At 67.1% G+C, this 24,910-nt stretch carries 21 protein-coding genes; 8 read left to right on the top strand and 13 right to left on the bottom strand.

The genetic code is table 11. The features are described 5' to 3' along the window. Nucleotide 1 precedes the first annotated feature (1 nt). The 12 genes from EV691_RS18690 to EV691_RS18635 all read right to left on the bottom strand — a co-directional run bounded on the left by EV691_RS18690 (nucleotide 2) and on the right by EV691_RS18635 (nucleotide 15,365). Nucleotides 2-868 carry an MBL fold metallo-hydrolase gene (locus tag EV691_RS18690; RefSeq protein ID WP_131299112.1) on the bottom strand — a complete coding sequence of 289 codons (867 nt, stop codon included), beginning with the start codon at nucleotides 866-868 and terminating at the stop codon, nucleotides 2-4. Between the two features lie 233 nt (nucleotides 869-1,101). Continuing rightward, on the bottom strand, nucleotides 1,102-2,364 hold the full coding sequence (locus EV691_RS18685; protein ID WP_131299114.1) for a multifunctional CCA addition/repair protein: 1,263 nt from the start codon (nucleotides 2,362-2,364) through the stop codon (nucleotides 1,102-1,104). 155 nt (nucleotides 2,365-2,519) lie between these two features. Then, nucleotides 2,520-4,082, bottom strand: coding sequence for a SpoVR family protein (locus EV691_RS18680; protein WP_131299115.1), 1,563 nt, complete (start codon nucleotides 4,080-4,082; stop codon nucleotides 2,520-2,522). Beyond that, on the bottom strand, nucleotides 4,079-5,353 hold the full coding sequence (locus EV691_RS18675; RefSeq protein WP_131299117.1) for a YeaH/YhbH family protein: 1,275 nt from the start codon (nucleotides 5,351-5,353) through the stop codon (nucleotides 4,079-4,081). The genes EV691_RS18680 and EV691_RS18675 overlap by 4 nt, the downstream gene beginning before the upstream one ends. Nucleotides 5,354-5,458: 105 nt before the next feature. Beyond that, nucleotides 5,459-7,381 carry a PrkA family serine protein kinase gene (locus EV691_RS18670; RefSeq protein ID WP_039801520.1) on the bottom strand — a complete coding sequence of 641 codons (1,923 nt, stop codon included), beginning with the start codon at nucleotides 7,379-7,381 and terminating at the stop codon, nucleotides 5,459-5,461. A 354-nt stretch (nucleotides 7,382-7,735) separates the two neighbouring features. Beyond that, nucleotides 7,736-8,074 carry a thiosulfate sulfurtransferase GlpE gene (gene glpE / locus EV691_RS18665; RefSeq protein WP_131299119.1) on the bottom strand — a complete coding sequence of 113 codons (339 nt, stop codon included), beginning with the start codon at nucleotides 8,072-8,074 and terminating at the stop codon, nucleotides 7,736-7,738. A 70-nt stretch (nucleotides 8,075-8,144) separates the two neighbouring features. Beyond that, nucleotides 8,145-8,972, bottom strand: a complete 828-nt coding sequence (locus tag EV691_RS18660) for a symmetrical bis(5'-nucleosyl)-tetraphosphatase (RefSeq protein WP_131299121.1) — start codon at nucleotides 8,970-8,972, stop codon at nucleotides 8,145-8,147. Continuing rightward, nucleotides 8,972-9,352, bottom strand: coding sequence for a Co2+/Mg2+ efflux protein ApaG (gene apaG, locus EV691_RS18655; protein ID WP_039801526.1), 381 nt, complete (start codon nucleotides 9,350-9,352; stop codon nucleotides 8,972-8,974). The genes EV691_RS18660 and apaG overlap by 1 nt, the downstream gene beginning before the upstream one ends. Nucleotides 9,353-9,392: 40 nt before the next feature. Then, entirely contained in the window at nucleotides 9,393-10,211 is an 819-nt protein-coding gene (rsmA, locus tag EV691_RS18650) for a 16S rRNA (adenine(1518)-N(6)/adenine(1519)-N(6))-dimethyltransferase RsmA (protein WP_131254092.1), read from the bottom strand. A 129-nt stretch (nucleotides 10,212-10,340) separates the two neighbouring features. Further along, entirely contained in the window at nucleotides 10,341-11,333 is a 993-nt protein-coding gene (pdxA, locus tag EV691_RS18645; RefSeq protein ID WP_377802402.1) for a 4-hydroxythreonine-4-phosphate dehydrogenase PdxA, read from the bottom strand. 2 nt (nucleotides 11,334-11,335) lie between these two features. Beyond that, nucleotides 11,336-12,640 carry a peptidylprolyl isomerase gene (locus EV691_RS18640; RefSeq protein WP_165496573.1) on the bottom strand — a complete coding sequence of 435 codons (1,305 nt, stop codon included), beginning with the start codon at nucleotides 12,638-12,640 and terminating at the stop codon, nucleotides 11,336-11,338. Then, a complete protein-coding gene (locus EV691_RS18635) occupies nucleotides 12,609-15,365 on the bottom strand; it encodes an LPS-assembly protein LptD (protein WP_131299127.1) in 2,757 nt (918 codons plus the stop codon). The genes EV691_RS18640 and EV691_RS18635 overlap by 32 nt, the downstream gene beginning before the upstream one ends. A 132-nt stretch (nucleotides 15,366-15,497) precedes the next feature. Between EV691_RS18635 and EV691_RS18630 the strand changes: the two genes are divergently transcribed. From EV691_RS18630 to EV691_RS18605, 6 genes are all read left to right on the top strand, one after another. Continuing rightward, nucleotides 15,498-16,520: an aminoglycoside phosphotransferase family protein gene (locus tag EV691_RS18630; RefSeq protein WP_131299129.1), complete on the top strand. Its 1,023-nt coding sequence runs from the start codon at nucleotides 15,498-15,500 to the stop codon at nucleotides 16,518-16,520. Beyond that, complete coding sequence (murU, locus tag EV691_RS18625; protein WP_131299131.1) at nucleotides 16,517-17,185, top strand: N-acetylmuramate alpha-1-phosphate uridylyltransferase MurU; 669 nt, start codon at nucleotides 16,517-16,519, stop codon at nucleotides 17,183-17,185. The genes EV691_RS18630 and murU overlap by 4 nt, the downstream gene beginning before the upstream one ends. 1 nt (nucleotide 17,186) lies before the next feature. Beyond that, a complete protein-coding gene (locus tag EV691_RS18620) occupies nucleotides 17,187-17,948 on the top strand; it encodes a DnaJ domain-containing protein (protein ID WP_131299133.1) in 762 nt (253 codons plus the stop codon). Nucleotides 17,949-18,086: 138 nt separating this feature from the next. Further along, a complete protein-coding gene (gene gabT / locus EV691_RS18615; RefSeq protein WP_131299139.1) occupies nucleotides 18,087-19,367 on the top strand; it encodes a 4-aminobutyrate--2-oxoglutarate transaminase in 1,281 nt (426 codons plus the stop codon). Nucleotides 19,368-19,467: 100 nt separating this feature from the next. Next, on the top strand, nucleotides 19,468-20,142 hold the full coding sequence (rpe, locus tag EV691_RS18610) for a ribulose-phosphate 3-epimerase (protein WP_089167015.1): 675 nt from the start codon (nucleotides 19,468-19,470) through the stop codon (nucleotides 20,140-20,142). Beyond that, entirely contained in the window at nucleotides 20,139-20,849 is a 711-nt protein-coding gene (locus tag EV691_RS18605; protein ID WP_131299141.1) for a phosphoglycolate phosphatase, read from the top strand. Before rpe ends, EV691_RS18605 begins: the two co-directional genes overlap by 4 nt. A gap of 103 nt (nucleotides 20,850-20,952) precedes the next feature. On the opposite strand, the gene EV691_RS18600 is transcribed toward EV691_RS18605, so the two are convergent. Further along, nucleotides 20,953-21,846, bottom strand: a complete 894-nt coding sequence (locus tag EV691_RS18600) for a LysR family transcriptional regulator (protein ID WP_131299143.1) — start codon at nucleotides 21,844-21,846, stop codon at nucleotides 20,953-20,955. An 85-nt stretch (nucleotides 21,847-21,931) separates the two neighbouring features. Here EV691_RS18600 and EV691_RS18595 point away from each other — a divergent pair, with 85 nt between their 5' ends. Then, complete coding sequence (locus EV691_RS18595) at nucleotides 21,932-22,708, top strand: NAD(P)H-dependent oxidoreductase (RefSeq protein ID WP_131299145.1); 777 nt, start codon at nucleotides 21,932-21,934, stop codon at nucleotides 22,706-22,708. A 444-nt stretch (nucleotides 22,709-23,152) separates the two neighbouring features. Then, nucleotides 23,153-24,631 carry an anthranilate synthase component I gene (gene trpE, locus EV691_RS18585; RefSeq protein WP_131299147.1) on the top strand — a complete coding sequence of 493 codons (1,479 nt, stop codon included), beginning with the start codon at nucleotides 23,153-23,155 and terminating at the stop codon, nucleotides 24,629-24,631. Nucleotides 24,632-24,910 lie beyond the last annotated feature (279 nt).

Here is a 24,910-nt window from a genome sequence, read left to right as displayed (position 1 = left end):
GTCAGAGCACGTCGAGCGGGATCTTCAGGTAGCGGGTGCCGTTGCTCTCGGCCGGCGGCAATTCTCCGGCACGCATGTTGATCTGCACCGAGGGCAGGATCAGGGTCGGCATGTCGAGGGTGGCGTCGCGCGCCTGGCGCATGGCGACGAACGCTTCCTCGCCGATGCCCTCGTGGATGTGCACGTTGTGCGTGCGTTCGACGCCGATGGTCGTTTCGTAGCGGTGCTCCTCGCGCCCCGGCGCCTTGTAGTCGTGGCACATGAACACGCGGGTCGCGTCCGGCAGGCGGAACAGCTTGTCGTGGATCGAGCGGTACAGGGTGCGTGCGTCGCCGCCGGGAAAGTCGCAGCGGGCGGTGCCGTAGTCGGGCATGAACAGGGTGTCGCCGACGAAGGCGGCATCGCCGATCAGGTAGGTCATGCAGGCGGGGGTGTGGCCCGGCGTGTGGAGGGCGCGGGCCTCGATGCCACCGACGGTGAAATGTTCGCCGTCGTGGAACAGGTGATCGAACTGGCGGCCGTCGGTGGCGAATTCCGCTTCGGCGTTGAACAGCTTGCCGAAGGTGTTCTGCACCACGGTGATCCGGTCGCCGATGGCCAACTGGCCGCCGAGCCGCTCCTTGAGGTAATGGCCGGCGCTGAGGTGATCGGCGTGCACGTGGGTTTCCAGGATCCACTGCACGCTCAGCCCCTGCTCGCGGACGTGGGCGATCAGGCGGTCGGCGCTCTGGTGCGAGGTGCGACCGGCGGCGGGATTGTAGTCCAGCACGGGGTCGACCAGTGCGCACTGGCGGGTTTGCGGATCGCTCAGCACATAGCTGTAGGTGGAGGTGGCGGGGTCGAAGAAGGCTTCAACATGGGCGTTCATAAGGTGATTCTCCCTGCGTGCCCGGGATACCCGGTGGCATTTCGTGGGAATCAGCTTAATAGCTCTTTTTGATATATTTTTATATTTTTATTTTATATACAAAATTTTTTAAGTATTTCCCGAGGGGTTGCGCCTCCTCATCGGTCTGCCGAGTGGTCGCTGGCGGGACAGGCGGCACCCCTGCGGCGCGGATGGGGCGTCCGCGGCAGGAGCGGTATCGATACCGCGTTTCGTCAGGGCCGGGGAGTTTCCGGAGGATCGCTCGGCTCGCCCAGTGCCTCGGCCTTGTAGGTCTCCAGCGCCCGGAGCCGTTCGCGCTTGAGCGCCTCACCCAGGGCGGCCCCCTCAAGCCCCCTTTCCAGCAGCGGCTGGACCGTCACCGCCTGGACGGCAGCGGCGGCGCCGCGCAGGTAGCCGGCCTGGGGGTAGTCACGCTGTTCCAGGCCGAGGCGGCCGCGGGCATCCATCTCGCAGGCGGCGATGAACTCCTCGAAGCGCTGCGGGCGGCGATAGACGTCGAAGCGCTGCAGCAGCTCGAGCAGGGTGGATGGGCGCAGCTCCAGGGCGCGATGGCCGTGGCTGTGGTATTCGCCGACCAGCAGCGCCAGTTCCTGGCAGTCGCGCGGGGCCTTGCAGCGCGTATTGACCGCGCGTATCGGTTTCAGGCCCTTGCGTTCGTGGGCGATGTGCCGCGGCCACTCCTCGGCAGGCGTCAGGCCCTTGCCCAGGTCGTGGAGGAGGCAGGCCCAGCGCACGGCCAGCGGTTGTGCGTGCTCGGCGCATTGGCGCAGCACGGCGAGCACGTGTTCGCCGGTGTCGATTTCCGGGTGGTGGGCGGCCGGTTGCGGCACACCGAACAGGGCATCGACTTCCGGCAGCAGCTCGCGCAGGGCGCCGCAGTCGCGCAGCGTCCGGATGAAGACGTCCGGCCGTGGCTCCATCAGGGCACGGGAGATTTCCTTCCAGCTGCGCTCGGCGGTGAGCGCCTGCAACTCGCCGGACTCGGCGAGCTGGCGCATCAGCGCCAAGGTTTCCGGGGCCACGCGAAAGCCCAGCGGCGCATAGCGGGCGGCGAAACGCGCCACGCGCAGCACCCGCAGCGGGTCTTCGGCGAAGGCCGGGGAGACATGACGCAGCCACTTTTCCTGAAGATCGCGCTGGCCCTGGGAGGGGTCGATCAGCCGGCCCCCGGCGTCCTCGGCCATGGCATTGATGGTCAGGTCGCGGCGCAGCAGGTCCTCCTCGAGGGTCACCTCGGGACTGGCATGGAAGGTGAAGCCGCCGTAGCCGCGCCCGCTCTTGCGCTCGGTGCGGGCGAGGGCGTATTCCTCACCGGTTTTCGGGTGCAGGAATACCGGAAAGTCCGCGCCGACCGGGCGAAACCCCTGGGCAAGCAGCTCTTCGGCGCTGGCGCCGACCACCACCCAGTCGACCTCGCTGATCGGCCGCTCGAGCAGACGATCGCGTACCGCACCACCCACTTTATAGATTTGCATGTCCACCTCCTGGGCAGAGCATAGCGGCTGGGTGGGACAGGGGGAATGGCGTGGGGACGGGCAGGCCGCGCCCGGCAGCGACTGCCGCCGATCGGCGGCACCCGCTGCGAGGGAGAAGGGGGAGGGAGCCGCCCGCGGAGCGGTGGCGGCGGCGGTCAGATCGGCGGGATGGCCAGGTCCAGGCGCGGGTAGCTCTCGTCGTCGCCGTCACCCCTGGGCGGCATGTGGTAGCTGTTGACGATCCGCTCGCCCTGCACCGACTCGAGGTGGATGTCGAAGCTCCACAGCCGGTGCAGGTGCTTGAGCACGTCCTCGGTGGAGTCGCTGAGCGGCTTGCGGTCGTGCTGCTGGTGGCGCAGGGTCAGCGAGCGGTCGCCGCGCCGGTCGACGCTCCAGATCTGCACGTTCGGTTCGCGGTTGCCCAGGTTGTACTGGGCGGCGAGCAGTTCGCGCACGGTGCGGTAGCCGTTGTCGTCATGGATGGCGGACACCAGCAGCTCGTCCTTCTGGTCGTCGTCGACGATGCTGAACAGCTTGAGATCGCGGATCACCTTGGGCGAGAGGAACTGCAGGATGAAACTCTCGTCCTTGAAGCTCTGCATGGCGAACTTCAGGGTGCTCAGCCAGTCGCTGCCGGCGATGTCGGGGAACCAGCGCTTGTCCTCCTCGGTCGGATTCTCGCAGATCCGGCGGATGTCGCGGTACATGGCGAAGCCCAGCGCGTAGGGGTTGATGCCGCTGTAGTAGGGGCTGTCGAACGGCGGCTGGTAGACCACGCTGGTGTGCGACTGGAGGAACTCCATCATGAAGCCGTCGGTGACCAGCCCCTCGTCGTAGAGGTCGTTGAGCAGGGTGTAGTGCCAGAAGGTCGCCCAGCCCTCGTTCATCACCTGGGTCTGGCGCTGCGGATAGAAGTACTGGGCGATCTTGCGCACGATGCGCACGACCTCGCGCTGCCAGGGCTCGAGCAGCGGCGCATGCTTCTCGATGAAGTAGAGGATGTTCTCCTGGGGTTCGGCGGGCCAGCGCGAGCGATCCTTTTCGCTGCCTTTTCCGGAGGCGCGGGGAATGGTTCGCCAGAGGTCGTTGATCTGCCGCTGCAGGTGCTCCTCGCGGTCCTTCTGGCGGCGCCGTTCCTCCTCCGCGGAGATCGGGTAGGGGCGCTTGTAGCGGTCGACGCCGTAGTTCATCAGGGCGTGGCAGGAGTCCAGCAGCTCCTCCACCGCGTCGATGCCGTGGCGCTCCTCGCACTGCATGATGTACTGCTTGGCGAACACCAGGTAGTCGACGATCGAGCTGGCATCGGTCCAGGTGCGGAACAGGTAGTTGCCCTTGAAGAAGCTGTTGTGCCCGTAGCAGGCGTGGGCGATCACCAGTGCCTGCATGCACATGGTGTTCTCTTCCATCAGATAGGCGATGCACGGATCGGAATTGATCACGATCTCGTAGGCCAGCCCCATCTGCCCACGCTTGTAGCCCTTCTCGGTGGCGAGGAAATGCTTGCCGTACGACCAGTGGTGGTAGCCGATCGGCATGCCCACCGAGGCGTAGGCATCCATCATCTGCTCGGCGGTGATCACCTCGATCTGGTTGGGATAGGTGTCGAGTGCATAGCGTTCGGCGATGCGGCCGATTTCCTTGTCGTAGGCCTGGACCAGCTCGAAGCTCCACTCCGAGCCGGTGGAAATCGGCTGGCCCTTTCTCTCTCTCGGGGTCATGTCACAAGCCTCCGCTGGAAGAGTTCGCGGAACACCGGATAGATGTCGGCAGCCGACACGATCTGCTGCTGGGCGAAGGACTCGGAGAACGCCTCGCGGACGCCCTCGTATTCGTACCACAGCGCCTGGTGTTCCCGGGGGGTGATCTCGACGTAGCTGTAGTACTGCACGAAGGGCATGATCTGTTTGATCAGGATGTCCCGGCAGACCGGCGAGTCGTCGTTCCAGTTGTCGCCGTCCGAGGCCTGGGCGGCGTAGATGTTCCACTCGTTGACCGGGTAGCGTTCGGCCATTACCTCCTGCATCAGCTTGAGGGCGCTGGAAACGATGGTGCCGCCGGTTTCCCGGGAATAGAAGAATTCCTCCTCGTCCACTTCCTTGGCGCTGGTGTGGTGACGGATGAACACCACGTCGATCTTGTCGTAGCTGCGCTTGAGGAACAGGTAGAGCAGGATGAAGAAGCGCTTGGCGATGTCCTTGGTCGCCTGGGTCATGGAGCCGGAGACGTCCATCAGGCAGAACATCACCGCCTTGGAGCTGGGGTTGGGCTGCTTGACCAGCAGGTTGTACTTGAGGTCGAAGGTGTCGAGGAAGGGCACCCGCTCGATGCGCATGCGCAGGCGGGCGATTTCCGCCTCCAGTTTCTGGATGTCGCCGAAGTTGTCCGGCTCCTCGATCTTCAGCCGTTCCAGTTCGGCCCTGGCCTCGCGCAGCTTGGCGCGGCTGCTGCCGGACAGGGCGATGCGCCGGGCATGGGCCGAGCGCAGGGTGCGGACGATGTTGATCCGCGAGGGGTTGCCCTCGCTGCTGATCCCGGCGCGGACCGTCTTGAAGGTGTCGGCGCCGGTGATGTGGCGCTTGACCAAGTTGGGCAGCTCGAGGTCCTCGAACATGAAGTCGAGGAACTCCTCCTGGGTGATCTGGAAGACGAAGTCGTCCATCCCCTCGCCGCTGTTGCTGGGCTTGCCGGAGCCGCTGCCGCCGCCCCCGCCGCCTGACGGGCGCGGGATGCGTTCGCCGGCGGTGAATTCCTTGTTGCCCGGGTGGACGATGGTCTGCTTGCCGCCACGGCCGTGGTGCAGCACGGGCTCGTCGATGTCGCGGCCGGGAATGCTGATCTGTTCGCCGTGCTCCATGTCGGTGATGGAGCGGCGGCTGACCGCCTCCTCCACCGCCTTCTTGATGTGATCACGGTACCGCCGCAGGAAGCGCTGGCGGTTCACCGTGCTCTTGTTCTTGCCGTTCAGGCGTCGGTCGATCACATAACTCATAGGCCCCTCCGGGGAGCTGCCAGCCCCGAGCCGCAAGCTGCAAGCGGAGCCGAGCTCTGGGGCTTGCTTCCGCCTGCAGCTTGAAGCGTGTGGCTTGCGGCTGGATTACTGCGACTTCCGGACCCGCAGGTACCACTCGGAGAGCAGCCTGACCTGCTTCTCGGTGTAGCCGCGTTCGACCATGCGCGTGACGAAGTCGTTGTGCTTCTGCTGGTCTTCCTTGCTCGCCTTGGCATTGAAGCTGATGACCGGCAGCAGGTCCTCGGTGTTGGAGAACATCTTCTTCTCGATCACCACGCGCAGCTTCTCGTAGCTGAGCCAGCTGGGGTTCTTGCCGTTGTTGTTGGCGCGGGCGCGCAGCACGAAGTTGACGATCTCGTTGCGGAAGTCCTTCGGGTTGCTGATGCCGGCCGGCTTCTCGATCTTCTCCAACTCCTCGTTGAGGGCCACGCGGTTGAGGATCTCGCCGGTTTCCGGGTCGCGGTATTCCTGGTCCTGGATCCAGAAGTCGGCGTACAGCACGTAGCGGTCGAAGATGTTCTGCCCGTACTCGCTGTAGGACTCGAGGTAGGCGGTCTGGATCTCCTTGCCGATGAAGTCGATGTAGCGCGGCGCCAGGTATTCCTTGAGGTAGCGCAGGTAGCGCTCGCGCACCTCCGGCGGGAACTGTTCCTGCTCGATCTGCTGCTCCAGTACGTAGAGCAGGTGTACCGGGTTGGCAGCGACCTCGTGGGGGTCGAAGTTGAACACCTTGGAGAGGATCTTGAAGGCGAAGCGGGTCGACAGGCCGTTCATGCCTTCGTCCACACCGGCGTTGTCGCGGTACTCCTGGATCGACTTGGCCTTGGGATCGGTGTCCTTGAGGTTTTCGCCGTCATAGACGCGCATCTTCGAGTAGATGTTCGAGTTTTCCGGCTCCTTCAGCCGCGAGAGCACGGAGAACTGGGCCAGCATCTTCAGGGTGTCCGGCGCGCAGTGGGCCTTGGCCAGCGAGCTGTGGGTCAGCAGCTTGTCGTAGATCTTGATCTCGTCGGCAACGCGCAGGCAGTAGGGCACCTTGACGATGTAGATACGGTCGATGAAGGCCTCGTTGTTCTTGTTGTTGCGGAAGCTGTGCCACTCGGACTCGTTGGAGTGGGCGAGGATGATGCCGGTGTAGGGAATCGCGCCGAGGCCTTCGGTGCTGTTGTAGTTGCCTTCCTGGGTGGCGGTCAGCAGCGGATGGAGCACCTTGATCGGTGCCTTGAACATCTCGACGAACTCCATCAGGCCCTGGTTGGCACGGCACAGCGCGCCGGAATAGCTGTAGGCGTCGGCGTCGTTCTGCGAAAACTCCTCCAGCTTGCGGATGTCGACCTTGCCGACCAGCGCGGAGATGTCCTGGTTGTTCTCGTCGCCCGGCTCGGTCTTGGCCACCCCGACCAGGTTGAGGATCGAGGGATACAGCTTGACCACGCGGAACTGGCTGATGTCGCCGCCGAACTCGTTGAGCCGCTTGGTCGCCCAGGGCGACATGATGGTGGAGAGGTAGCGGCGCGGAATGCCGAAATCCTCTTCGAGGATCTCGCCGTCCTCGGCGGCATTGAACAGCCCCAGGGGCGACTCGAACACCGGCGAGCCCTTGATCGCGTAGAAGGGCACCTTCTCTATCAGCTGCTTGAGCTTCTCGGCCAGGGAGGACTTGCCGCCACCCACCGGGCCCAGGAGGTAGAGGATCTGCTTCTTCTCTTCCAGGCCCTGGGCCGCATGGCGGAAGTAGGAGACGATCTGCTCGATGCAGTCTTCCATGCCGTGGAAGTCGGCGAAGGCCGGATAGCGGCGAATGACCTTGTTGGAAAAGATCCGCGACAGCCGCGGGTCGACAGAGGTATCCAGCAACTCCGGCTCGCCGATCGCCATCAGCATCCGTTCGGCTGCCGAGGCATAGGCGCTGCGGTCCTGCTTGCACAGTTCGAGGTACTCCTGGAGGGAGTACTCTTCCTGGCGCGTCGTTTCATAGCGTTGTTGAAAGTGGCTGAAGATACTCATGTCGTCACCTCGTTCGATGCCCAGAGCCGGCTTTGGTTGAAGCGTTTGGGTGTTGGCGGTTCGCTGGCGCAGGCCAGCCGATGAAATCCCCCATGCCCGAAGGTCATTGCCTTGAAGTGTAGTAGCAAGCCGTGTGCCGGCTTTGCCAGATGTGGACGGCGTAAGAACAAGAATAGTTCGGTATCGACAGTAGCACGGTTGCGCGAGGAAAAGACAAGGGGGCGCGCGAGTGCCCGAAGGTGCCGAACGGCGGCGGTCGGGAGCGGGGAAAAAGGCGGATTTTCAGCGCGTAAGGCGGCACCCGACCCGTTTGGCGGGTCGGGAAAACAGGGCTCGGACTAGCTCAGGCGGGGCTCAGGCAGGCTGATCCGCCGCCCCCTGCGCGACCTCGTCGGGGAAGGTGGCGCGCCACAGCTCGAAGCCGCCATCCAGGCTGTAGACCTCGGCGAAGCCCTGCTGGGCCAGGTAGGCCGCGGCACCCTGGCTGGAGTTGCCGTGGTAGCAGGCGACGATCAGCGGCCGCTCGAAATCCGCCTGGGCCATGAAGTCGGCGAGGGACTGGTTGTCCAGGTGGTGTGCGCCGGCAATGTGGCTCTGGGCGTAGCTCTGCGGGTCGCGGATGTCCACCACCACGGCGCCCTGGGTACGCAGGAGCCGGGCCTCTTGGGGCGGGATACGACGGAATTCGCTCATGGATGCACCTCGATGGCTGGAGCTGGTCGCTCTTCACTGGGGAGAAGCTAACCGATCCGGGGCTGTCCCACTAGCCGCCCTTGGCACTCTTGCAGTCGCAGCGGTGATACTCGCCGGTGTCCACGTTAAGCAGGGTCAGGGCGCCGCCCCAGACGCAGCCGGTATCCAGGGCGATCACCCCGGGCTCGTCGCAGCGGCCCGCCAGCGCGGCCCAGTGGCCGAAGAGGATTTTCTGCCCGCGGGTCTTGCGCCGGGGGTGGCTGAACCAGGGGGCGAAGCCGTCCGGCGCGGTGTCCAGGCCTTCCTTGCTCTTCAGATCGAGGGTGCCGTCGGGGCTGCAGAAGCGCATCCGCGTGAGGTAGTTGGTGATCACTCGCAGGCGCGCCGTGCCGCGCAGGCGGCCGTTCCAGCGCAGCGGCTCGTTGCCGTACATGCCGTCGAGATATTGCGGCAGCCGGGCATCGTCGCGGAGGACTTCCTCGACCTCGCCGGCCAGGCGCAGCGCCTTCTTCAGCGACCATTGGGGTGGAATGCCGGCATGCACCAGGACGATGCCCCGCTCGCCATCGTGGTGCAGCAGCTTCTGCTGGCGCAGCCAGTCGAGCAGCACATCGCGATCGGGCGCCTCGAGGATTTCCCGCAGCGTGTCGCTCTTCTTCAGGCGCTCGATGTCGTGCGCCACGGCCAGCAGGTGCAGGTCGTGGTTGCCCAGCACGCTGGTCACCGAGTCGCGCATGGCATGGAGGAAGCGCAGGCTTTCCAGCGACTGCGGGCCGCGGTTGACCAGATCGCCGGTCAGCCACAGGCGATCCCGGGCCGGATCGAAGGCGACCCTGTCCAGCAGGCACTTGAGGGGTTCCAGGCAGCCTTGCAGATCACCGGTTGCATACAGCGCCATCAGTGCAGGGCCCCCGGCACGGCCAGGCGGAACGGACGGATCGGTGCGTCGAAGGCGTGGCCGTCCTCGGCGACCATCTGGTAGCTGCCCTGCATGGTGCCGACCTGGGTGGCGAGCAGAGTGCTGCTGTCGTAGTTGTGGCTCTGCCCCGGGCCGAGCAGCGGCTGCATGCCGACCACGCCGGGGCCGCGGACCTCCTGGACATGGCCGTCGCCATCGGTGATCAGCCAGTGGCGCGAAAGCAGCTGGGCCGGCAGCGTGCCGTTGTTGCGGATGGTCACGCTGTAGGCGAAGGCATAGCGGTTCTGCTCCGGCTGCGACTGCTCTGGCAGGTAACGGGTCTCGACGCTGACGTCGATCTGGTAGCGGGGATCTGACATGCGTTGGCTCTATTGGCGGATGGCTGGATGGGATTCGAACTCAGGGGAGCGGGCTGTGTTCCTGGGTCCGTGCATGCAGGCGATCGGCCAGGCGGACGAAGGCGGCCAGGTCCAGCTGTTCGGGGCGCAGGCTGCCGTCGACGCCGGCGGCCTCTAGGTCCGTGGCGTCGAGCAGGCCCTTGAGGGTGTTGCGCAGGGTCTTGCGGCGCTGGTTGAAGGCCTCGCGGACGACGCGCTCGAGCAGGGCGGGATCCTCGGCCGGGTGCGGCAGGGTTTCGTGGGGGACCAGGCGGACGATCGCCGAGTCGACCTTCGGCGGCGGGTTGAAGGCTCCCGGGCCGACATTGAACAGGTGCTCCACCCGGCAGTGGTACTGGACCATGATCGACAGCCGTCCCCAGTCGCCGCCGCCCGGCTCGGCGGCCAGGCGCTCGACCACCTCCTTCTGCAGCATGAAGTGCATGTCGCGGATCAGCCCGGCGTGCTCCAGCAGATGGAAGATCAGCGGAGTGGAGATGTTGTAGGGAAGGTTGCCGACGATGCGCAGACTGTGCGGCGTGCTGCACAACTGGGCGAAATCGAACTTCATGGCATCGCCCTGGTGCAGGTGGAAGTTCGCGGCGAGGCCGAACTGCAGCTTGAGCAGGGGGATCAGGTCGAGGTCCAGTTCGATGACGTCGAGCCGTGCGCCACTGCCGAGCAGTCCCTCGGTCAGCGCGCCCTGGCCCGGGCCGATTTCGACCAGGTGTTCGCCGGCGCGGGGATGGATGGCGCGCAGGATGCGGTGGATGACCCCGGCGTCGTGCAGGAAGTTTTGGCCGAAGCGCTTGCGCGCGCGGTGCTGGTACAGCTCTGACATGGGAGGGCTCCAAGCTTCAAGCCACAAGCTCAAAGCGAATGCAAAAAGATGCAGTTTAGCAGTGAGGTGGCGGCAAGCTTCAAGCCGTACGCGGCAGAAAAGCCCGCAAGGGCTGCAGCGCCTCCCGCGTCAGCCGCCCTGCGGCCGGCCGGCGGTCATCTGGTAGGCGGTTTCCAGCGCCACCTGCAGGCTGCCGGTGTCGACCCGGCCGCTGCCGGCCAGGTCCAGCGCGGTGCCGTGATCGACCGAGGTGCGCACGATCGGCAGGCCGAGGGTGACATTGACCGCGGCGCCGAAGCCCTTGTACTTGAGCACCGGCAGGCCCTGGTCGTGGTACATCGCCAGCACCGCGTCGCAGTCTTCGAGGTGCCGGGGAGTGAACAGGGTGTCGGCCGGCAGCGGGCCGACCAGCTGCAGGCCCTCGCCGCGCAGGCGCTCGAGCGTCGGCTCGATCACCTCGATTTCCTCGCGGCCCAGGTGGCCGCCCTCGCCAGCGTGCGGATTCAGGCCGCAGACCAGGATGCGCGGGCGGGCGATGCCGAACTTGCCGACCAGATCGGCATGCAGGATGCGCGTCACCCGCTCCAGGCGCTCGGCGGTGATGGCGTCGGCCACCGCGCGCAGCGGCAGGTGGGTGGTGACCAGCGCCACGCGCAGGCCGGCGGTGGCGAGCATCATCACTACCTGCTGGGTGCCGGTCAGCTCGGCGAGGAACTCGGTATGTCCGGAGAAGGGGATGCCGGCCTCGTTGATCACGCCCTTGTGCACCGGCGCGGTGATCATGCCGGCGAAGTCGCCGGCCAGGCAGCCCTGCCCGGCGCGGTTCAGGGTTTCCAGGACATAGGCGGCGTTCGCCGGATCGAGGCGCCCGGCCTGCGCCGCGGCGCGCAGCGGGGTATCCCAGACGTACAGGCGGCCGGCCGCGGCGGGGGCGCTCGGCCAGGCGTCCGGCGTCACGGGAAGCAGCTCGATGGCAAGGCCCAGCTGGGCGGCGCGTTCGGCGAGCAGCGTGCGGCTGGCGATGGCGATCAGCACCTGGGGCTGGGCCTGGCGGGCCAGCAGCAGACACAGGTCGGGACCGATGCCGGCCGGCTCGCCGGGGGTGAGGGCGAAGCGTCGCAGGCTCACAGCTTGCTTTCCACGTAGGCCTCGTCGCGGATCTGGCGCAGCCAGGACTGCAGCTCCTCGTCGTACCGGCGGTTGCGCAGCACGTTGAGTGCCTGCTGCTCGCGGACCTGCGTGCTGCTGTCGGTGGCGCGACGGCCGAGCACTTCCAGCACGTGCCAGCCGAACGGGCTCTTGAACGGCGGCGACAGCTCGCCGGCGGGGGTATTGGCCATCATCTCGCGGAATTCCGGCACCAGGATGTTCGGATCGATCCAGTTGAGGTCCCCGCCGTTCAGCGCCGAGCCCGGGTCTTCCGAGAAGCTCTTCGCCAGCTCGGCGAAGTCCTCGCCGTTGCGGATGCGCTCGTGGATGCGCTCGATCAGGCGCCTGGCCTCGGTCTCGCTGCGGATCTCGCTGGGCTTGATCAGAATGTGGCGGACGTGCACCTCATCGCGGACCTGGACGCTGCCGCCGCGCTTTTCGAGCAGCTTGAGGATGATGTAGCCACCCGGGGTGCGCACCGGTTCGGTGACGCCGCCGACCGGCAGCTGGCTGACCAGACCGTCGAACGGCGGCGGCAGCTGGGCCGCCTTGCGCCAGCCGATCTCGCCGCCTTCGAGGGCGGTCTCGCCGGCCGAGCGGGCGATCGCCAGCTGGGCGAAGTCGGTGCCCGAGCGCAATTGCCGGTAGATCTCCAGCACCTGCTGCTCGGCGGCCTGGATCTGTTCCGGGGAGGCGCCGTCGGACAGCGGAATGGTGATGTTGGCCAGGCGGAACTCCTCCGACAGCTGCAGCTTGCCGAGTTCCGAGGCGAGGAAGTTCTGCACCTCGTGATCGCTGATCTGGATGCGGTCGGCCACCACGCGCTGGCGGACGCGGCTGATGACCATCTCGCGGCGCACCTGCTCGCGGGCGTCGTCGAAGGACAGGCCGTCGCGGGCCAGGGCGGCCTGGAACTGTTCGAGGCTCAGGCCGTTGCGCTGGGCAATGGTGGCCATCGCCTGGGCCAGCTCCTCGTCGCCGATGCGGATGCCGGCGCGTGCGCCGATCTGCAGCTGGATGTTCTCCAGGATCAGGCGCTCCAGCACCTGTGCGCCGAGCTGGTCCCGCGGCGGCAGCTGGGCGCCGCGCTTGGCGATGGTCTGCTCGACCTCGCGCAGGCGCTGCTCGAGCTGGCTCTGCATGATCACGTCGTTGTCGACGATGGCGACGATGCGGTCCAGCGGGCGCACCTCGGCGTGCACTGCGGCGCCGAGCAGCAGAGTGGCCAGCAGCAGCGGGCGCAGGCGCTCAGTTAGCTTTTTGTTGCTCTTCACGTTCACGGTACCCTTCGATGCCCAAGTCGAGGAACGACTCCACCTTGTTGCCCACCACGCCGCCGAGGCCCTTGAATACCACCTGCAGGAAGATGCCCTTGTCGGCTTCGTCGTTCTGGTCCGGATCGAGGTCGGTCTCGTCGTAGCCGATCCAGTAGCGGTTGATCAGGCGCAGCTTCCAGCAGCAGCTGTCGTACTCGAAGCCGCCGAAGGCTTCCAGGGTGCGGCTGCGGCTGTAGTCGTACTGCCAGCGGGCGATGGCGCTCCAGTGCGGGGCGAGCGGCCAGATGGTCGAGAAGTCGTGCTGGTCGATCTTGTAGTAGTCCTTGATGTAGTTCTCGTCGCCCGGCTTGCCGAAGTCGGTGCTGTAGTCCCAGGTGCCGTTGGACTGGTTGTAGCGCATCACGTCGTTGCGGTAGCGATAGCCCAGGTTGACGATCTTGTTCGGATTGTCGGCCGGCTGGTAGTGGAACATGACGTTGCTGGAGCGCGGGTGGTGGTCGTCCGGGTCCCAGTTGAACTCGGAGCTCAGGCGCCAGTCGCGGTTGAAGCGGTACAGGTACTCCAGCGCGTAGGGCGAGACCTTGGACTCGGAGTCGTCGCGGTTCTCGTAGTCGACGCGCGGCATCTGCACCCGGCGGTCCTTGAAGTAGAAGGTCTGGCCGAAGCTGATGCGCTGGCGCTCGAAGCCGTTGGCCTCGATCCAGCGGCTGGTCACGCCGAGCGACAGCTGGTTGGCGTCGCCGATGCGGTCCTTGCCGCTGAAGCGGTTGTCGCGCCACAGCGAGGCGTAGCTGAAGACGTGCTCGCCGGTGTCGAACACCGGGATGTCCTCCTGGTCGCGGTACGGCACGTAGAGGTAGTACATGCGCGGCTCCAGGGTCTGCCGGAAGCCCTTGCCGAACCAGTTGACCTTGCGGTCGAAGTAGAGACCGCCGTCCAGGCTGTAGAGCGGCACGGTGCGGTCCGGGCTGTCGTCGAAGTTCTGGTCGCCGAGCGTGGCCTTGCCCTTGGCGTCCAGGTCCAGATCGTAGCGAGTATGGGCGATCTTGACCGAGGGCTTGAGATAGCCCCAGGTCCATTCCAGCGGCAGGCTGACGCCCGGCTCCAGGTGGGTGCGGTCGCCTTCGGCGCGGTCCAGGCCCGAGATGTTTTCGTCATACCATGGCTCCGGATTACCGTCTTCATCGATGAAGTTGCCGGTGCGCAGGTCGCGCTCGAACTTGGCGTACTCGGTGCCGTAGGTGAAGTACAGGCCGTACGGCTGGAACGGCAGGAAGCCGTCGAGGCTGACCTGCGGCAGGAGGTCGTAGGGCGTGCGGTCGGCGATGGTGGTGCGCTCGAAGGCGTGCGCGGTGAGGCGCGCGGTGTAGGTGTCGCCGCGCCAGGTCAGGCTGCCGCGCTGGTTGAGGAAGTCCGGCTGGTCGATGCCGAGGTTGGTCTGCAGGTCCTGGAAGTAGTAGGGGTCGCTGATGTCCGTGTAGTCGACTTCGGCCAAGAGGCGCGAGTTCAGCCCGCCGGTGTGCTGCCAGCTGTACATCCAGCGCTGGTCCTCGTAGTCCGACTGCAGCTCGCGCTCGTCTTCCTTGTCGTTGCCCATGTAGGCCGCGCCGACCTGGCCCTCGCTGGTCTTGGTCAGGTAGCGGAACTCGCCTTCCAGCAGTGTGCCGCGATCGGCCATGTAGGTCGGGTAGAGCGTGGCGTCGTAATTCGGCGCCAGGTTGAAGTAGTAGGGCGCCTGCAAGGTGAGACCGCTGTCGCCCGAGACGCCGAAGCTCGGCGTCAGGAAGCCGGACTGGCGACGGTCGTCGATCGGGAACCGGATGTACGGGGTGTAGAATACCGGCAGATCCTTCACCCGCAGCGTCACGTTGGTCGCGCTGCCCTGGCCGGTGGCCGGGTTCAGCTTGATGTTCTTGCCCTTCAGGGTCCAGGCGTTGCTGCCCGGTTCGCAGGTGGTGTAGGTACCGTCCCTGAGGCGGATGATCGCGGTTTCCTCGCGCTTGGCGATGAGTGCGCTGCCGCGGGCGTGGGCGCTGTGGATGACGTACTCGGCGTTATCCACCCGCACCTCGCCGTTGTCCATCTGGAGCTCGGCGCGGTCGCCGACGACCAGGATGCCCTTGTCGCGCATCTTGACGTTGCCGGCCACCTCACCCTTGTTCTCCAGCTGGTGCAGACGCGCCTCGTCGGCCTCCACCTGCATGCTGCCCTGGCGCAGGACCACGTCGCCGGCGATCGAGGCGATCTGCTTCTCCTGGTCGTAGCGCGAGGCCCGGGCGGAAACGTAGGTCGGCGCATCGCGCATCGGCGTGTCGTCGTCCATGCCCACCCGCGGTGGCTCGATGTAGGCGCCGGCGCAGTAGGGACCTGCTTCCGCCAGTTGCGCCGGGGTCAGCTTCTCCCGCGGCACCCAGTCCAGGTGGCTGTAGTCGGCGCTGCGCGAGGCCAGGGCAAAGCCCTCGCTCTCGGTGACCAGGGTCGCCGGCGCCTCCTCCCGGCCGGGGCCGGCCGGTTCGCCGGCGGCTGCCGCGGTGCCGGCCTCGTGCGGGCGTGGCGGCCGGGGCTTGGCGCTGGCCTTCGGCGCGCAGTCCCAGCCGCCGGTGGCGGAGGCCTGGCAGTCGAACTGCTCGGCGGCGAGCAGGTGGGCCGAACCCAGGACCAACAGGCTACCGGTGACCAGAAGAGGGAACTTTCTGCGGAACAACGAGCGGGGAGGAGTGAGGGCCATCTGAATTTATGTCCGGGCTTCCTGTGCGCCAACAGCCGGTGCGGCACAGCCTGCGATAGGCTGGAGTAAGATCAACCATGATAAATCAATGCGTCTGGCAACGGCTAGGTCCGTGGGAGTAGGGGGTAGTAGATGTCTGTGGATGGTCGATTGGAAAACCTCGAGCGCTGGCTGGAGCGCTGTCTGCCGGCGCTGTTCGCCGAGTACGGCTGGGCGACGCCGGGGCCGGCGAGCCTGACCCCGGCGAGCAGCGATGCCAGCTTTCGCCGCTATTTCCGCTGGCAGGACGGCGAACGCAGCCTGATCGTCATGGATGCGCCGCCGCCCCAGGAGGATTGCCGGCCGTTCGTCAAGGTCGCCGGGCTGCTCGCCGCGGCCGGCGTGCATGTGCCGGAGGTGCTCGCCGCCGATCTCGAGCAGGGCTTCCTGCTGCTGACCGATCTCGGCCGGCAGACCTACCTGGAGGTCATCGACGAGCGCAATGCCGATGCGCTGTTCGAGGACGCCCTCGGAGCCCTGCTGGCCTTCCAGGGTCTGCCGCTGGACGCCGGCCTGCCGAGCTACGACGATGCCCTGCTGCGTCGCGAGCTGCAGCTGTTCCCCGACTGGTACCTGCAGCGCCATCTCGGCCTCACCCTGGAGGGCGAGCAACTGGCCGCCTGGCAGCGCATCTGCGACCTGCTGGTGGACAGCGCCCTGGCCCAGCCGAAGGTGCTGGTGCACCGCGACTACATGCCGCGCAACCTGATGCTCAGCGAGCCCAATCCCGGCGTGCTGGATTTCCAGGATGCGGTCTACGGCCCGGTCACCTACGACGTCACCTGCCTGTTCAAGGACGCCTTCCTCAGCTGGCCGCAGGCGCGTGTCGACGTCTGGCTGGAGCACTACTGGCAGAAGGCGAGCGCGGCCGGCATCCCGGTGCAGGCGCAGCTCGAGGACTTCCTGCGCGCCAGCGACCTGATGGGCGTGCAGCGCCACCTCAAGGTGATCGGCATCTTCGCGCGGATCTGCCATCGCGACGGCAAGCCGAAGTACCTCACCGACGTGCCGCGCTTCTTCCGCTACATCGAGGCGGTCGTGGCGCGCCGGCCGGAGCTGGCCGAACTCGGCGCGCTGCTCGCCGGCCTGCCGCGACCTGCGGAGCAGCCGGCATGAAGGCGATGATCCTGGCCGCCGGCAAGGGCGAGCGCCTGCGCCCCCTGACCCTGCATACCCCCAAGCCGCTGGTGCGCGCCGGCGGCGTGCCGCTGATCGAGTACCACGTGCGCGCCCTGGCCGCCGCGGGCTTTCGCGAGCTGGTGATCAACCACGCCTGGCTCGGCGCGCAGATCGAGGCCTACCTGGGCGACGGCGCGCGCTTCGGCGTGCGCATCGCCTACTCGGCCGAGGGCGAGCCGCTGGAGACCGGCGGCGGCATCCACCGTGCCCTGCCGCTGCTCGGCGAGGCGCCCTTCCTGCTGGTCAACGGCGACATCTGGACCGACTACGCCTTCGCGGGGCTGCGCCGGCCACTCGCGGGCCTCGCCCACCTGGTGCTGGTGGACAACCCGGCGCACCACCCCGCAGGCGACTTCCGCCTACAGGACGGTCGCGTCGGCGCCCGTGGCGAGCAGCCCGGACTGACCTACAGCGGCATCGCCGTGATCGACCCGGCGCTGTTTGCCGGCTGCCGGCCGGGAGCCTTCAAGCTGGCACCGCTGCTGCTTGCCGCCATGGCTCGCGGCGAGGTCGGCGGCGAGCACTTCCGCGGCCGCTGGGTGGACGTCGGCACCCACGAGCGTCTCGCCGAGGTCGAGCGGCTGCTGGCGGAGCCGCGCTGAGATGGTCTGGCCGTTCGCCCTGCTGGGCGCCCTGGCCGGTCTGTTGCTGGGCGGACTGCCCGGAGCGGCACTCGGCGCTCTGCTCGGCCTGCTGCTCGACCGCCGCCTGAAGCTGCGTTCCTGGCGGCAGCTGGCCGAGCGCCTGGGCCTGCGCCCGGCGGAGGACGACCACGAGCTGCTGTTCCACCTGCTCGGTCGCCTGGCGCGGCGCGAGGGGCCGGTGCAAGAGGCCCATCTGCGTCAGGCCTGCCGCGAGATGGGCGAGCTCGGCCTGGATGAGCGGGCGCGACAGGTCGCCAGCCGGATCTTCGCCCACGGCATGCTCGGCATCGACGGACTGCGCCGCTCGCTGCAGCGCCTGAGCGGCCAGGCCGAGCGCGTCGAGCGCCTGCTGTGCGCCTGCTGGCGGATGGCCTGGGCCGACGGCCGGGTGTCGCCCGCCGAGCGCGAGCTGGTACTGCTCTGGGGGCGCTGGCTGGGGCGCAGCAGCGCCCAGGTCGAGGCGCTCGGCCGCGACTGCGCGCCGCTGCCGGCACCGCCCGAGGCCGACGGCTACGCGCAGGCCCTGCGCCTGCTCGGCATCCACGCCGACAGCGATCCGGATACCGTCAAGCGTGCTTATCGCCGGCTGCTCAGCCGGCACCATCCGGACAAGCTGGCCGGCGCCGGGGCGAGCCCGGCGCGGCTGCACAGCGCCACGGCGCGCACCCGCGAACTGCACGAGGCCTACCGGCTGGTCCGCGACCGCCACGGCTTTCGCTGACGCCTCCGAACGGAGCGCTCCCGGCCGGCCGTCCCCTGCGCTAGAGTGGCAACAGGAAGGCCGACCGGGCGCCCGCGCCTGCCGCCGGCGCCCGATTCTCCTTGAGCGAAGCGCCGCCGCGCGGCCAGAGAGGACCCCATGAGCAGGACCAACGAATCCCTGATGCAACGCCGGATCGCCGCGGTGCCGCGCGGCGTCGGGCAGATCCACCCGATCTTCGCCGAGCATGCGCACAACTGCAGCGTGGTCGACGTGGAGGGGCGCGAGTACATCGACTTCGCCGGCGGCATCGCCGTGCTCAACACCGGTCACCTGCACCCGAAGATCGTCCAGGCGGTGGAGGCGCAGCTGCACAAGCTGTCCCACACCTGCTTCCAGGTGCTGGCCTACGAGCCCTACGTCGAGCTGTGCGAAAAACTCAACGAGCGCGTGCCGGGCGACTTCGCCAAGAAGACCCTGCTGGTCAGCACCGGCTCGGAGGCGGTGGAGAACGCCGTGAAGATCGCCCGCGCGGCCACCGGGCGCACCGGGGTGATCGCCTTCACCAGCGCCTACCACGGGCGGACCCTGATGACCCTGGCGCTGACCGGCAAGAAGGTCCCCTACGCTGCCGGCATGGGCCTGCTGCCGGGCGGCGTGTTCCGTGCCCGCTATCCCAGCGCGCTGCACGGCGTCGAGGTGGCCGAGGCGCTGGCCAGCGTCGAGCGGATCTTCAAGAACGACGCCGAGCCGTGCGACATCGCCGCGATCCTGGTCGAGCCGGTGCAGGGCGAGGGCGGCTTCAACGTCGCCCCGCAGGAGTTCATGCGCGGCCTGCGGGCGATCTGCGACCGGCACGGCATCCTGCTGATCGCCGACGAGGTGCAGACCGGCGCCGGGCGCACCGGCACCTTCTTCGCCATGGAGCAGATGGGCGTGGCCGCCGACCTCACCGCCTTCGCCAAGTCCATCGCCGGCGGCTTCCCGCTGGCCGGGGTGTGCGGCAAGGCCGAGTACATGGACGCCATCGCCCCCGGCGGGCTCGGCGGCACCTACGCCGGCAGCCCGCTGGCCTGCGCCGCGGCGCTGGCGGTGCTCGAGGTGTTCGAGGAGGAGCGCCTGCTGGAGCGCGCCCGCAGCATCGGCGCGCGGCTGACCGAGGGGCTCTGGGCGATCCAGGCGCGCCACCCGTCGATCGCCGAGGTGCGCGGCCTCGGCGCCATGGTCGCCATAGAGCTGTGCGAGGGCGGCGACCTCGGGAAGCCGGCCACCACGCTGACCGGGCAGATCGTCGCCCGGGCCCGCGACAAGGGCCTGATCCTGCTGTCCTGCGGCACCTGCGGCAACGTGCTGCGCTTCCTGATGCCGCTGACCGTGCCGGACGAGCTGCTCGACCGCGGCCTGGCGATCCTCGCCGAGTGCTTCGACGAACTGGACTGAAGCGCTCTCCCGGCAAGGGCAGGGCGGACCGCCGCCCTTGCCGCACCGGCGGTGACGGGGGAAACTGCACGCCTTTGCCGCAAGCCGTTCCGAGGTACCCATGCAGCCCTTCGCCATCGCCCCGTCGATTCTCTCCGCCGACTTCGCCCGCCTGGGCGAAGAGGTGGACAAGGTCCTCGCCGCCGGCGCCGACATCGTCCACTTCGACGTGATGGACAACCACTACGTACCCAACCTGACCATCGGCCCGATGGTCTGCACGGCGCTGCGCAAGTACGGCATCACCGCCCCCATCGACGTGCACCTGATGGTCAAGCCGGTCGACCGCATCATCGGCGACTTCCTCGACGCCGGCGCCAGCTATATTACCTTCCACCCCGAGGCCAGCGAGCACATCGACCGCTCCCTGCAGCTGATCAAGGACGGCGGCGCCCGGGCCGGTTTGGTGTTCAACCCGGGCACCCCGCTGGACTGCCTGAAGTACGTGATGGACAAGCTCGACATGGTGCTCCTGATGAGCGTCAACCCCGGCTTCGGCGGCCAGAAGTTCATCCCCCGCACCCTCGACAAGCTGCGCGAGGCGCGCGCGCTGATCGACGCCAGCGGCCACGCCATCCGCCTGGAGATCGACGGCGGAGTCAACGTGAAGAACATCGCCGAGATCGCCGCCGCCGGTGCCGACACCTTCGTCGCCGGCTCGGCGATCTTCGGCCAGCCCGACTACAAGGCGGTGATCGACGCCATGCGCGCCGAGCTGGCCCGGGTGCGCCCATGACGACGCCGCTGCACGGCCTGTTCGGCGGGCGCCTGCCGAGGCTGGCAATGTTCGACCTCGACGGCACCCTGGTCGATTCGGTGCCGGACCTGGCGGCGGCGGTGGACCGCATGCTCGTCCAGCTCGGCCGCGCGCCGGCCGGCATCGAGCGGGTGCGCCTGTGGATTGGCAACGGCGCGCCGGTGCTGGTGCGCCGCGCCCTGGCCGGCGACCTGCGCCACGACGGTGTGGACGTAGCCGAGGCCGAGACGGCGCTGGCGCTGTTCATGCAGGCCTACGCCGACAGCCACGGGCTGACCCGCATCTATCCCGGCGTGGTGGAAACCCTCGACTGGCTGCGCGAACGGGACGTGCAGCTGGCGCTGATCACCAACAAGCCGGCGCGCTTCCTGCCCGAACTGCTGGCCGACAAGGGCCTGGACGGCTATTTCCGCTGGGTCGTCGGCGGCGACACCCTGCCGCAGCAGAAGCCCGATCCGGCGGCGCTGCTCTGGGTGATGGAGCAGGCCGGCGTGATGGCGGAGGAGGCGCTGTTCGTCGGCGACTCGCGCAACGACGTGCTGGCCGCCCGGGCGGCGGGGGTCGCCTGCGTGGCGCTGTCCTACGGCTACAACCACGGCCGGCCGATCGCCGAGGAGGGGCCGGCGCTGGTGCTCGACGTGCTGTCCGGGCTGGTTGATTCGGCCCCTGCGGCTGCGCTGGTGTGATCATCCCCGGGGCGACACCTGTGCTCGTGTCGTTGCTTGGTTGGGCTGTTCATCGTGGCACTTAGCCATCGATAAGGCCTGAGAGTGGAGCGCTTTGCACGGATCACACCGAATCTGCGATGTACTCACGCAGCCATTGATGGGCGGGGTCACGATGAGAGCGTTCATGCCAGAACATGGCCATCTCGAAGCCCGGTACATCAACCGGTGGCTCGACAACCTGCAACGCACTGGTATTGCGAACCAGGCGCGAAGGTAACATCGCCACGAGATCAGTGCTTGCCAGGACCGACATCACGAACAGGAAGTGCGGAACGGAAAGCACCACCCGGCGCGTCAGGCCCGCCCTCGCGAGCGCCTTATCCGTGACGCCGTAAAACCCTCCGCCATCCGGCGACACGATCACGTGCTCGAGTTCGCAGAGCTGCGAAAGCGTTGGCCGTTTTTTCAGGCGCGGATGACCCGCGCGACCCACCAGAACATACCGCTCCGTAAAGAGCGCCCGCCGATGCAGGCTGGACGGAGCCCCCTCGGTGGTATGGAAAGCAAGATCGATCTCCCCCTGTTCCGCTTGCCTGGCGATGCGTGACGGAACGGTTTCAAGGACGGCCAGCCGGGTGCCGGGCGCTGCCGAACGCAACCCGCTCAAGGCGGGCAGCAGGATCGTCGATTCGCTGTAGTCGGACGCGGCAACGCGCCACGTATGACGGGCCTCGGCCGGATCGAAGGGGCTGGCGGGTGACACTGCACGTTCAAGTGCCTCAAGTGCTCGCCGCAAGGGTTCGCGCAACTCGTCGGCCCGCGCGGTGGGCCGCATGCCTCGTGGTCCCGGCAGCAACAGTGGGTCCCCGAAGATGTCCCGCAGCTTGGCGAGATGGACGCTGACCGAGGGTTGGGCGAGGTTCAGGCGCTCCGCCGCACGGGTCACATTGTGTTCCGAGAGCAACACATCGAGCGTCACCAGCAGGTTGAGGTCCAGCCGCCTGAGATTGTTCATGACAATACCTGGAATATTGGATATTCATTTCCAATATACCTAGCAAGGCTCCATCCTGCTCCCGTCCAGCAACGGAGGCCCAGCCATGAAGGTTCTGCTCGTCCATGCCCATCCCGAACCCCAGTCATTGAACGGCTCGCTCAGGGACTTTTCGGTCAAGCGCCTCGAGAAGGCCGGGCACGTCGTCCAGGTATCGGACCTGTATGCCATGCAGTGGAAGGCGACGCTCGACGCCGCCGACAGCACGGACCGGCGGGCCGACGCGCACTTCGACCCCTCCCTCGACTCCAAGCGGGCCTTCGAAAACGGCACGCAGAGCCAAGACATCGCGCGCGAACAGGACAAGCTGCGCTGGGCGGATGCCGTCATCCTGCAGTTTCCCCTGTGGTGGTTCTCGATGCCGGCGATCCTGAAAGGCTGGGTGGAGCGCGTCTATGCGTATGGCTTCGCATACGGCGTAGGGGAACACTCCGACGCACGCTGGGGCGACCGCTATGGGGAAGGCATGCTGGCGGGAAAGCGGGCGATGCTGATCGTCACGGCGGGCGGATGGGAGTCTCATTACGGCCCGCGGGGCATCAATGGCCCAATCGACGATATCTTGTTCCCCATCCAGCACGGAATTCTGTATTACCCCGGCTTCGACGTCTTGCCGCCGTTCGTGGTCTATCGGACAAGCCGGATGGACGAAGCAAGGTTTTCAGGGGTTTGTGACGCGCTCGGACAACGTCTCGACGATCTTTGGAAGACGGCGCCGATACCCTTTCGCCCGCAGAACGCCGGTGCGTACCGCATCCCGGAGCTCACCTTGCGAGCGGATATCGCGCCGGAGCGGTCCGGCTTCGCTGCGCACATCGTGTAGACATTGCGCCTTGACGTCAGGCGGATGGACGGCGGGCCGGACATCCCGAGTAATCGCGTGCTGCTTCACCCGAACGGCCATGCACTGGCCCACAGCCCGGAAAGACAGGTAGAGCTGCTCCACAGCGGTTTATTATAAATGGTATAGTCGCGCGCAACATTCGTGCGTTGCCGGCCGAGTTTCTTGGTTTCATGCAGGCTTGAGCCGTATGCGGTGAAAGCCGCACGCACGGTTCTTGGGGGGATGGATCAGGAATGGCCCGTCCCTCCCGGCTTGTCCATCCCGCCCTCGAGAGAAACGCAATCGTGGTGGTCTCCCGCAAACTCTGGATGAAGGTCATCAAGGCCCTGGCCCGCTGGCGCTGGCGCGCCTGACGACATCCCCTGCCGGTTCGCCGGCGCGTTTGCCCCTTTCCCGTATTCCCGCCCGCCACGAGGCTGATTCATGACCCGCGAAGAATTCCTGCGACTGGCCGCCGAAGGCTACAACCGCATTCCGCTCGCCTGCGAAACCCTCGCCGACTTCGACACCCCGCTGTCGATCTACCTGAAGCTCGCCGACGCGCCGCACAGCTACCTGCTGGAGTCGGTGCAGGGCGGCGAGAAGTGGGGCCGCTACTCGATCATCGGCCTGCCGGCGCGCACCGTGCTGCGCGTCCATGGGTACTGCGCCTCGGTCAGCGTCGACGATGTCGAGGTAGAGCGCCACGACTGCGAAGACCCGCTGGCCTTCGTCGAAGCCTTCAAGGCGCGCTACCGGGTGCCGACCCTGCCGGGACTGCCGCGCTTCAACGGCGGCCTGGTCGGCTACTTCGGCTACGACTGCGTGCGCTACGTCGAGAAGAAGCTCGCCCACTGCCCGAACCCCGACCCGCTGGGCACCCCGGACATCCTGCTGATGGTCTCCGACGCGGTGGTGGTGTTCGACAACCTGGCCGGCAAGATGCATCTGATCGTCCTCGCCGATCCGGGCGAGGCGGAGGCCTTCGAGCAGGGCCAGGCGCGCCTGCAGGCATTGCTGGAACAGCTGCGCCAGCCGCTGGCGCCGCGCCAGGGCATCGATCTTTCCGCCCCGCCCGGCGCCGAGCCGGCATTCCGCGCCAGCTTCGGCCGCGAAGACTACGAGCGCGCGGTGGACACCATCAAGGAGTACATCCTCGCCGGCGACTGCATGCAGGTGGTACCCTCGCAGCGCATGTCGATCGACTTCAAGGCCGCGCCCATCGACCTGTACCGGGCGCTGCGCTGCTTCAACCCGACCCCCTACATGTATTTCTTCAATTTCGGCGACTTCCACGTGGTCGGCAGTTCCCCGGAAGTGCTGGTGCGCGTCGAGGACGGCCTCGTCACGGTGCGCCCGATCGCCGGCACCCGCCCGCGCGGCGCGACCGAGGAAGCCGACCTGGCGCTGGAAAAGGACCTGCTCTCCGACGCCAAGGAGCTGGCCGAGCACCTGATGCTGATCGACCTGGGCCGCAACGACGTCGGCCGGGTCGCCGACACCGGCTCGGTGAAGGTCACCGACCAGATGGTCATCGAGCGCTACTCCAACGTCATGCACATCGTCTCCAACGTCACCGGCCAGCTCAGGGACGGGCTGACGGCGATGGACGCGCTGCGCGCCATCCTGCCCGCCGGCACCCTCTCCGGCGCGCCGAAGATCCGCGCCATGGAGATCATCGACGAGCTGGAGCCGGTCAAGCGCGGGGTCTACGGCGGCGCCGTCGGCTATCTGGCGTGGAACGGCAACATGGACACGGCGATCGCCATCCGCACCGCGGTGATCAAGGACGGCGAGCTGCACGTGCAGGCCGGCGGCGGCATCGTCGCCGACTCGGTGCCGGCGCTGGAGTGGGAGGAAACCATCAACAAGCGCCGCGCCATGTTCCGCGCTGTGGCCCTGGCCGAGCAGGGCAAGGCCTGACCCGTGTAGGGTGGACAACGCTTTGCTTGTCCACCATGGTGGATGGCTTCGGCCATCCACCCTACGTACTTGGTCGCGAATGAATTCGCTCCTACGCCGGATCGAGTCGTAGGGCGGATCGAGTCGTAGGGCGGGTGAAACCCGCCGAGCATGGCAAGGATCTGATGCCCAATGGTGGGTTGCTCCCGTATATGGACTCTCCCCGGTTTGCCAGTGAAACGCTGTGTCGACGACCGTGGTACGACTGCTTCCGTATATCCGGCTTTCGAGGGGGCTCTG

Source organism: Azotobacter chroococcum (assembly GCF_004339665.1).
In the GTDB taxonomy this organism is placed as follows: domain Bacteria; phylum Pseudomonadota; class Gammaproteobacteria; order Pseudomonadales; family Pseudomonadaceae; genus Azotobacter; species Azotobacter chroococcum.
This window is presented reverse-complemented; position numbering and strand designations above follow the sequence as displayed.

Bases quoted from the DNA above. Each gene is read 5' to 3' on its own strand.
- EV691_RS18690 (WP_131299112.1), bottom strand. From the start codon at position 868: ATGAACGCCCATGTTGAAGCCTTCTTCGACCCCGCCACCTCCACCTAC.
- EV691_RS18685 (WP_131299114.1), bottom strand. From the start codon at position 2,364: ATGCAAATCTATAAAGTGGGTGGTGCGGTACGCGATCGTCTGCTCGAG.
- EV691_RS18680 (WP_131299115.1), bottom strand. From the start codon at position 4,082: ATGACCCCGAGAGAGAGAAAGGGCCAGCCGATTTCCACCGGCTCGGAG.
- EV691_RS18675 (WP_131299117.1), bottom strand. From the start codon at position 5,353: ATGAGTTATGTGATCGACCGACGCCTGAACGGCAAGAACAAGAGCACG.
- EV691_RS18670 (WP_039801520.1), bottom strand. From the start codon at position 7,381: ATGAGTATCTTCAGCCACTTTCAACAACGCTATGAAACGACGCGCCAG.
- glpE (WP_131299119.1), bottom strand. From the start codon at position 8,074: ATGAGCGAATTCCGTCGTATCCCGCCCCAAGAGGCCCGGCTCCTGCGT.
- EV691_RS18660 (WP_131299121.1), bottom strand. From the start codon at position 8,972: ATGGCGCTGTATGCAACCGGTGATCTGCAAGGCTGCCTGGAACCCCTC.
- apaG (WP_039801526.1), bottom strand. From the start codon at position 9,352: ATGTCAGATCCCCGCTACCAGATCGACGTCAGCGTCGAGACCCGTTAC.
- rsmA (WP_131254092.1), bottom strand. From the start codon at position 10,211: ATGTCAGAGCTGTACCAGCACCGCGCGCGCAAGCGCTTCGGCCAAAAC.
- EV691_RS18635 (WP_131299127.1), bottom strand. From the start codon at position 15,365: ATGGCCCTCACTCCTCCCCGCTCGTTGTTCCGCAGAAAGTTCCCTCTT.
- EV691_RS18630 (WP_131299129.1), top strand. From the start codon at position 15,498: ATGTCTGTGGATGGTCGATTGGAAAACCTCGAGCGCTGGCTGGAGCGC.
- murU (WP_131299131.1), top strand. From the start codon at position 16,517: ATGAAGGCGATGATCCTGGCCGCCGGCAAGGGCGAGCGCCTGCGCCCC.
- EV691_RS18620 (WP_131299133.1), top strand. From the start codon at position 17,187: ATGGTCTGGCCGTTCGCCCTGCTGGGCGCCCTGGCCGGTCTGTTGCTG.
- gabT (WP_131299139.1), top strand. From the start codon at position 18,087: ATGAGCAGGACCAACGAATCCCTGATGCAACGCCGGATCGCCGCGGTG.
- rpe (WP_089167015.1), top strand. From the start codon at position 19,468: ATGCAGCCCTTCGCCATCGCCCCGTCGATTCTCTCCGCCGACTTCGCC.
- EV691_RS18605 (WP_131299141.1), top strand. From the start codon at position 20,139: ATGACGACGCCGCTGCACGGCCTGTTCGGCGGGCGCCTGCCGAGGCTG.
- EV691_RS18600 (WP_131299143.1), bottom strand. From the start codon at position 21,846: ATGAACAATCTCAGGCGGCTGGACCTCAACCTGCTGGTGACGCTCGAT.
- EV691_RS18595 (WP_131299145.1), top strand. From the start codon at position 21,932: ATGAAGGTTCTGCTCGTCCATGCCCATCCCGAACCCCAGTCATTGAAC.
- trpE (WP_131299147.1), top strand. From the start codon at position 23,153: ATGACCCGCGAAGAATTCCTGCGACTGGCCGCCGAAGGCTACAACCGC.